This is a genomic window from Pseudomonas sp. 22082 (genome assembly GCF_052046055.1).
Classification (GTDB): domain Bacteria; phylum Pseudomonadota; class Gammaproteobacteria; order Pseudomonadales; family Pseudomonadaceae; genus Aquipseudomonas; species Aquipseudomonas pharyngis.
Window position 1 is genome coordinate 370,471 of the sequence record NZ_JBQEQB010000003.1, and the last position, 7,624, is coordinate 378,094.

The following is a 7,624-nucleotide window of genomic DNA, read 5'->3' on the forward strand; positions in this document are numbered from 1 at the left end:
TGAGGAGCGCCACCATGGCCAACCTGAAAATCAAGAATCTGCAAAAAGGCTTCGAAGGTTTTTCCATCATCAAGGGCATCGACCTTGAGGTGAACGACAAGGAATTCGTGGTGTTCGTCGGCCCGTCGGGCTGCGGCAAATCCACCCTGCTGCGCCTGATCGCCGGCCTTGAAGAAGTCAGTGGCGGCACCATCGAACTGGATGGGCGCGACATCACCGAAGTCAGCCCGGCCAAGCGCGATCTGGCGATGGTGTTTCAGACCTACGCGCTGTACCCGCACATGACCGTGAAGAAAAACATGTCGTTCGCCCTCGACCTGGCCGGCGTACCGAAAGCCGAAGTCGAGAAGAAAGTCGGCGAAGCGGCGCGCATTCTGGAACTGGGCCCGATGCTGGAACGCAAGCCGAAACAACTGTCCGGCGGCCAGCGTCAGCGCGTGGCCATCGGCCGGGCGATCGTGCGCAACCCGAAAATCTTCCTGTTCGACGAGCCGCTGTCCAACCTCGACGCCGCCCTGCGGGTGCAGATGCGCCTGGAACTGTTGCGCCTGCACAAGGACCTCAAAGCCACGATGATCTACGTGACCCACGATCAGGTCGAAGCCATGACCATGGCCGACAAGGTCGTGGTGCTCAATGGCGGCAAGATCGAGCAGGTCGGCTCGCCGCTGGAGCTGTATCACAACCCCGCCAACCTGTTCGTCGCCGGTTTTCTCGGCACGCCGAAAATGGGCTTTCTCAAAGGGCAGATCGCGCGCATCGACGGCGCGAGTTGCGAAGTCTCGCTGGATGCCGGCACCCGCATCACCCTGCCCTTCAACGCGGCGAACCTGAGTGTCGGCAGCGCCGTGACCCTGGGCATTCGCCCGGAACATCTGGAGCTGGCACAAGCGGGCGACTGCACCCTGCAAGTCATCGCCGACGTCAGCGAGCGGCTGGGCAGCGACACCTTCTGCCACGTCAAGACCAACGCCGGCGAAGCCCTGACCATGCGTGTGCGCGGTGATCTGGCGAGCCGTTACGGCGAACAACTGAACCTGCACCTGGACGCTGCCCACTGCCATCTGTTCGATGCCGACGGCGTGGCGCTGACCCGCCCGTTGCGCGCGGCCGCCTGATTTCGAGACTGACCCGATGAAACTGAACAAGCAAAACCTCAACCGCCTGGCCACCGAAGTGAAACTGCCGGCCTACAGCCTCAGCGACACCCGCCAAGGCATCGCCCACATTGGCGTCGGCGGTTTCCATCGCGCGCATCAGGCGTATTACACCGACGCGCTGATGAACACCGGCGAAGCGCTGGACTGGGCGATCTGCGGCGTCGGCCTGCGCGCCGAAGACCGCCGCGCCCGCGACGATCTCAAGGAGCAGGACTACCTGTTCACCCTGTTCGAACTGGGCGACAGCGACGACACCGAAGTCCGCGTCATCGGCGCAATCCGCGACATGCTGCTGGCCGAGGACAGCGCCCAGGTGCTGATCGACAAACTCGCCGAACCGCAGATCCGCATCGTCTCGCTGACCATCACCGAGGGCGGTTACTGCATCGACGACAGCAACGGCGAATTCATGGCGCACCTGCCGCAGATTCAGCACGATCTGACGAACCCGCAACAGCCGAAAACCGTGTTCGGTTTCCTCTGTGCGGCGTTGGCCAAGCGGCGTGCGGCGGGCACTCCGGCGTTCACGGTGATGTCGTGCGATAACCTGCCGCACAACGGCGCAGTGACCCGCAAGGCACTGCTGGCCTTCGCCGCGCTGCTCGATCCGGACCTGCGTGGCTGGATCGACGCCAATGTCAGTTTCCCCAACGCCATGGTCGACCGCATCACGCCGATGACCAGCACCGCGCATCGCCTGCAACTGGCGGACAAACACGCCGTCGACGACGCCTGGCCGGTGGTCTGCGAACCCTTCGTGCAATGGGTGCTGGAGGACAAGTTCGTCAACGGCCGCCCGGCGTGGGAAAAGGTCGGCGTGCAGTTCACCGACGATGTTTCCCCCTACGAAGAGATGAAGATCAAACTGCTCAACGGTAGCCATCTGGCGCTGACTTACCTGGGCTTTTTGAAGGGCTACCGCTTCGTTCACGAAACCATGAACGACCCGTTGTTCGTGCGCTACATGCGCGCCTACATGGACCTGGACGTGACCCCGCAACTGGCGCCGGTGCCGGGCATCGACCTGACCGAGTACAAGGACACGCTGGTGGCGCGGTTTTCCAATCAGGCGATTGCCGATCAGTTGGAGCGGGTTTGCTCGGATGGCTCGTCGAAGTTTCCCAAGTTCACCATTCCGACGATCAATCGGTTGATTGCCGATGGACGCGAGACCAAACGCGCGGCTTTGGTGGTGGCGGCTTGGGCACTTTACTTGAAGGGCGTGGACGAGAATGGCGACACTTACTCGATTCCGGATCCTCGGGCGGCGTTCTGTCAGGGGTTGGTGGCGGAGGATGCTTTGATCACTGAGCGGTTGTTGGGGGTTGAAGAAATCTTCGGTACGGCGATACCGCGTTCGAAGGAGTTTGTGGCAGCGTTTGAGTGGTGCCTGAACAGCTTGCGAGAAGAAGGCGTGACTCGCACCCTCGAACACCTGTTGACCTGATCGTTCCCACGCTCTGCGTGGGAATGCAGCACGGGACGCTCCGCGTCCCTCGATCTGTGTGGAGCGCACATGACAACACAGCAACTGTTCCTCGGCATCGACTGCGGCACCCAAGGCACCAAAGCCATTATCCTCGACGCTGTCAGCGGTCAGGTTCTCGGCCAGGGCGCCGCCGCCCACACGATGATCAGCGGCGCCAACGGCCGTCGCGAGCAAGACACCGCGCAATGGCTGGAAGCCTTCGCCCTCGCCACCCGCCGCGCTTTATTGGCGGCAAATGTCGACGGTCAGTCAATCCAGGGCATCGGCGTTTCCGGCCAGCAACACGGCCTGGTGTTGCTCGACGATCAAGGCCAGGTCCTGCGCCCGGCCAAGCTCTGGTGCGACACCGAAACCACGCCTGAAAACGATCGCCTGCTGACTCATCTGGGCGGTGAACAAGGTTCGCTGGAACGCCTCGGCGTGGTCATCGCGCCGGGTTACACCGTCTCCAAATTGTTGTGGACCAAGGAGCAACATCCGGATGTGTTTTCCCGCATCGCACGGATCCTGCTGCCCCACGACTACCTGAATTTCTGGCTCACCGGCCGTGCGTGCAGCGAATACGGCGATGCATCCGGCACCGGCTATTTCAATGTGCGCACCCGCCAATGGGATTTGCAGCTGCTGCGCGACATCGACGCCAGCGGTCGTCTGCAATCCGCGCTGCCGGAACTGATCGACGCCCATCAAGCGGTCGGCACGATCCTTCCCGCCATTGCCGAACAGCTGGGCATCAACCCCAACGCGGTGGTGTCCAGCGGTGGCGGCGACAACATGATGGGCGCCATCGGCACCGGCAATATTCAGCCGGGGGCGATCACCATGAGCCTCGGTTCTTCCGGCACGGTATACGCCTACGCCGAGGCACCGAAAGTCAGCCCGGATGCGTCGGTCGCGACCTTCTGTTCCTCGAGCGGCGGCTGGCTGCCATTGATCTGCACCATGAACCTGACCAACGCCACCGGCGCGATCCGCGAACTGTTCAACCTCGATCTCGACGCCTTCAACGCCTTGGTGGCCCAGGCCCCGATTGGTGCCGAAGGCGTAAGCATGCTGCCATTCCTCAACGGCGAACGCGTGCCGCCCCTGCCCCACGCCACCGGCAGCCTGCATGGCCTGACCATCGATAACCTGACCCAGGCCAATCTGTGCCGCGCCGCCGTCGAAGGCACCACCTTCGGCCTGCGTTATGGACTGGATCTGTTGCGCCAGAATGGTTTACAAAGCCGCAGCATTTGCCTGATCGGCGGCGGCTCGAAAAGCGCGGTGTGGCGGCAGATCGTCGCCGACATCATGAACACCCCGGTGATCTGCACCGAGCAGAGCGAAGCCGCAGCCCTGGGCGCGGCGATTCAGGCGGCGTGGTGCAAATCGTGGTCGAACGGCCACGAAGACACCCTGGCCGACCTGTGTCAGCGCTGCGTGAAGCTCGACCTGAACAGTGAAACCCTGCCGGTTGCCGCGAATGTCGCGGCCTTCCAGCAGGCCTATGAACGCTATCGACTGCATGTCGCAACCTTATAAAGAGCAAACAACTATGTACCTGGTGTGTGGCGAAGCGCTGTTCGACTTCTTCAGCGAAGACGATGCCGGCGGACAGGCATCGAAAGTCAATTTCAAGGCGATTGCCGGTGGCTCGCCGTTCAACGTGGCGGTGGGTTTGCGCCGTCTGGGCGTGAATTCGGCGCTGTTTGGCGGGTTGTCCACCGACTACCTCGGCAGACGCTTGCATCAAGTGCTGCAGGATGAAGGCGTGCGCCCGGACTATCTGGTGGATTTCGCTGCGCCGACCACCCTGGCGATGGTCGCGGTGGGTGCCAACGGCTCGCCGCATTACAGCTTCCGGGGTGAAGGCTGCGCCGACCGTCAGCTGAGCCTGACCCATCTGCCATCGCTGGGCCCGGAAGTGCGCGGCTTGCACTTCGGTTCGTTCTCGCTGGTGGTGCAACCGGTTGCCGATACGTTGCTTGCGCTGGTGCAACGCGAAAGCGGTAAACGCCTGATCAGCCTCGACCCGAACGTGCGCCTCAACCCCGAGCCGAACATCGACCTGTGGCGCGAGCGGATCGCCACGCTGGTGCCGTTGGTGGACCTGATCAAAGTCAGCGACGAGGATTTGAACCTGCTGTACCCCGAGCAGGATCCGGCGCGGGTTATGGAAGGTTGGCTGCAGCATCGCTGCCAAGTGGTGTTTCTGACCCGTGGCGGTGAAGGTGCAACAGTCTTCAGTCGCGCTCACGGCTCATGGTCGGTGCTGGCCTCTTCGGTGAAGATCGCTGACACCGTCGGTGCCGGCGATACCTTCCAGGCCGCTTTGATCACCTGGCTGACCGAACATGAACTGGACTCGGTGGAAGGTGTTCAGCACCTTAACCGCGAGCAGATCGACGGCATGCTCAGGTTTGCCGTACAGGCCGCCGCCCTTACATGCAGCAAAACAGGTCCGGATTTGCCTTATCGCCACCAGTTGACCTGACCGCGTAGACTGGCGCCCTTTTTTGCACGATGGGATGACGGCTTTTGAATTCGCGGCGCACGGTTGGACTGTTGGTATTGGCGGCACTGTTGACCGGTTGCGGGACATCGCCGCCGCGTTCGCCGGAAAACCTCTGCGAGATTTTCCGCGAAAAAAGTGATTGGTACGACGCGGCGCAAGTCACGCAAAAGCGCTGGGGCGTGCCGATCCAGGTGCCGTTCGCCATCATGTATCAGGAGTCCGGCTACCGCTATGACGCCAAGACGCCGCGCAAATACCTGTTGTGGGTGATCCCGTGGGGCCGGGTTTCGACGGCGTCAGGCTATGCGCAGGCCAAGGATGAAGTCTGGTCCGACTACCAGAAAAGCACCGGCCGGTACGGCGCCGACCGCGAAGACTTCGACGACGCCATCGACTTCGTCGGCTGGTACATGGACAAGACCACCTCGATCAACGGCGTGTACAAGTACGACGCCTACAACCAGTACCTCAACTACCACGAAGGCTGGGGCGGTTTTCGCCAGAAGACCTACGCCAGCAAGGCGTGGCTGATGCCGGTGGCGCGCAAGGTGCAGAACCGCTCGGACATGTACGGTCAGCAATACGCAGCGTGCAAGGATGATTTGAATCGCGGGTTCTGGAGCCGGTTCTGGCATTGGCTATAGCGAAGACGGCAATGACGCCTTCGCGAGCAGGCTCGCTCCCACAGGTTCTACGTCATTCACTAAATTTGTGGTTACCGTAGATCCCTGTGGGAGCGGCGGTGCGACGATTCGACTTGCCCGCGAAGGCGTCAGTTCAGACACCGCCAACCTATGGGTTACAACACCGAAAAGTTGTAGCTCACGATCAACCGTGTCTCATCCACATCCCGAGCGAACTTCTCGTAGTTGGTGCGATAAGTCGCATTACGCAACCGCAGGCTGACATCCTTGAACGTCCCGGTCTGAATCACGTATTTCAACTCGCTGTCGCGCTCCCACTCTTTGCCTTCCTGATCGCTGCCCGGCACCTTGATGTGGTCGCCGTTCACGTAACGGGTCAGGAAGCTCAAGCCGTTGATGCCGATCGCCTTGAAGTCATAGTCGTAACGCAGCTGCCAGGAGCGTTCCTGAGCGGCGGCGAAGTCGTTGACCTGAACGTAGTTCACCAGATACGGGTTGCTGCCATCCAGATACGGCATTGAATTGTCGCCGTTCATGCGTTGCCAACCGGCGCTGAAGGTGTGGCCGCTGATGCCGTAGGACAGCATGCCGCTCAGCGCCCGGTTGTCGATGGAACCGGCTTTGGCATCGCCGCTGTCGGCGCTTTTCAGCAAACGCAGATCAGCTTTCAGCACGCCGTCACCCAGCGGCTGATTCGCCAAAAGACCCACGAAGTGCTGGCGATAGATGTCTTCCAGCTCGGCGTAGTGGTACTGCGCGGTCAGGCGATCGTTGATCTTGTAGTCGAAGCCGTACATGTCGAAATGATCGGCGGTGGTGTTGCACGCATAACGCTTGTTCTTGCAGTGCACGCGGATGTCTTGCGAATCGGTCGAATCCCGTGCGGTGTACTTGTCCAGACGCGCGGCCATGAAGGTCAGGTCCTTCACCTCTTTGGAGGTCAGCATCGCACCGTTGAACATGGTTGGCAGCAGACGGCCGTCGTTGTACTTGAGCAGCGGCAGATCCGGGAGCAGCGCGCCGTATTTCAGCACCGTATCCGAGACTTTCACCTTGGCGGTCAGGCCCATCTTCGCGTACTGACCTTTCGAACCGCGCGGGTTGTCGCCGCTGGACGGCAACAGGCCGCTGTTGCTGCGATCCGGGCTGGAGTCGAGTTGAAAACCCGCCATGCCCAGCGCATCGATCCCGAAACCGACCGTGCCTTCGGTGTAGCCCGATTGCAGATTGAGAATAAAGCCCTGCGCCGACTCTTCGCGCTTGGACGCGCCCTGATCACTGGAGGTGTGCCCGTCACGGAAATCGCGGTTGAAGTACACCGTGCGCGATTCGATCTTCGCCGTGGTGTCTTCGAAAAAACCGCTGGCCTGGACCTGCGCGGTAAAACCGGCGCACAGCACAAAGGCTCCGAAGCCAAGCGACTGGCGCGGGGTGATGAGGGGAAATGGGGGACGCATTGAAAACTCCAACAGAACAACGATTGCGCAGAGGCGCAAACAACCAGAAATAGCTCCCGTCCCGGACCAGTGAAGAACCGGGAGGCAGTGAACACGCGGGGGTGAACGGCAATGATGGCAGATGGCTTTGACGTGCTACAGGCGACTTTAGTCTGAAACTGACTGGTTGTTCCGCTGACATCCGTGCGCAGGATTTTCCGATTGTGCGAAATGCGTGAACCCCGCTACATTTGTTTCTTGCTTATTCAAGGATGGAATTCAAAGCATGCTGGACGCCAATGCCACTCACATCAGGTTTGCCATTGATGGCGCTTCCTCCGACCTGCAAGTCCTCAGCTTCACCGGTCGCGAAGCCCTCAACGAACCGTTCCGTTTCG

General features: G+C 61.0%; 7 protein-coding genes. 6 read left to right on the forward strand and 1 reads right to left on the reverse strand.

From position 1 onward, the window contains the following. Positions 1 to 14: 14 nt before the first annotated feature. The 5 genes from ACTJK9_RS05890 (at position 15) to ACTJK9_RS05910 (ending at position 5,790) form a co-directional block, all read left to right on the forward strand. Positions 15 to 1,118: an ABC transporter ATP-binding protein gene (locus tag ACTJK9_RS05890; RefSeq protein ID WP_221397295.1), complete on the forward strand. Its 1,104-nt coding sequence runs from the start codon at positions 15 to 17 to the stop codon at positions 1,116 to 1,118. A 16-nt stretch (positions 1,119 to 1,134) separates the two neighbouring features. Next, the gene (locus tag ACTJK9_RS05895; protein WP_440812813.1) at positions 1,135 to 2,607 is read left to right on the forward strand and encodes a mannitol dehydrogenase family protein; all 1,473 of its coding nucleotides are present in this window, start codon (positions 1,135 to 1,137) and stop codon (positions 2,605 to 2,607) included. A 69-nt stretch (positions 2,608 to 2,676) separates the two neighbouring features. After that, positions 2,677 to 4,173, forward strand: coding sequence for a xylulokinase (gene xylB / locus ACTJK9_RS05900; protein WP_440812815.1), 1,497 nt, complete (start codon positions 2,677 to 2,679; stop codon positions 4,171 to 4,173). A gap of 13 nt (positions 4,174 to 4,186) precedes the next feature. Then, positions 4,187 to 5,125, forward strand: a complete 939-nt coding sequence (locus tag ACTJK9_RS05905) for a carbohydrate kinase family protein (protein WP_440812817.1) — start codon at positions 4,187 to 4,189, stop codon at positions 5,123 to 5,125. A 44-nt stretch (positions 5,126 to 5,169) separates the two neighbouring features. Then, positions 5,170 to 5,790 carry a transglycosylase SLT domain-containing protein gene (locus ACTJK9_RS05910; RefSeq protein ID WP_085610228.1) on the forward strand — a complete coding sequence of 207 codons (621 nt, stop codon included), beginning with the start codon at positions 5,170 to 5,172 and terminating at the stop codon, positions 5,788 to 5,790. 155 nt (positions 5,791 to 5,945) lie between these two features. On the opposite strand, the gene ACTJK9_RS05915 is transcribed toward ACTJK9_RS05910, so the two are convergent. Continuing rightward, complete coding sequence (locus ACTJK9_RS05915; RefSeq protein ID WP_064381736.1) at positions 5,946 to 7,247, reverse strand: OprD family porin; 1,302 nt, start codon at positions 7,245 to 7,247, stop codon at positions 5,946 to 5,948. 265 nt (positions 7,248 to 7,512) lie between these two features. Here ACTJK9_RS05915 and ACTJK9_RS05920 point away from each other — a divergent pair. Then, positions 7,513 to 7,624, forward strand: a 112-nt coding sequence (locus ACTJK9_RS05920; protein WP_440812843.1) for a hypothetical protein, incomplete at its 3' end; no start/stop codon positions are given.

Coding starts and splice junctions, on each gene's coding strand:
- ACTJK9_RS05895 (WP_440812813.1), top strand. CDS start 1,135: ATGAAACTGAACAAGCAAAACCTCAACCGCCTGGCCACCGAAGTGAAA.
- ACTJK9_RS05915 (WP_064381736.1), bottom strand. CDS start 7,247: ATGCGTCCCCCATTTCCCCTCATCACCCCGCGCCAGTCGCTTGGCTTC.
- ACTJK9_RS05890 (WP_221397295.1), top strand. CDS start 15: ATGGCCAACCTGAAAATCAAGAATCTGCAAAAAGGCTTCGAAGGTTTT.
- ACTJK9_RS05905 (WP_440812817.1), top strand. CDS start 4,187: ATGTACCTGGTGTGTGGCGAAGCGCTGTTCGACTTCTTCAGCGAAGAC.
- xylB (WP_440812815.1), top strand. CDS start 2,677: ATGACAACACAGCAACTGTTCCTCGGCATCGACTGCGGCACCCAAGGC.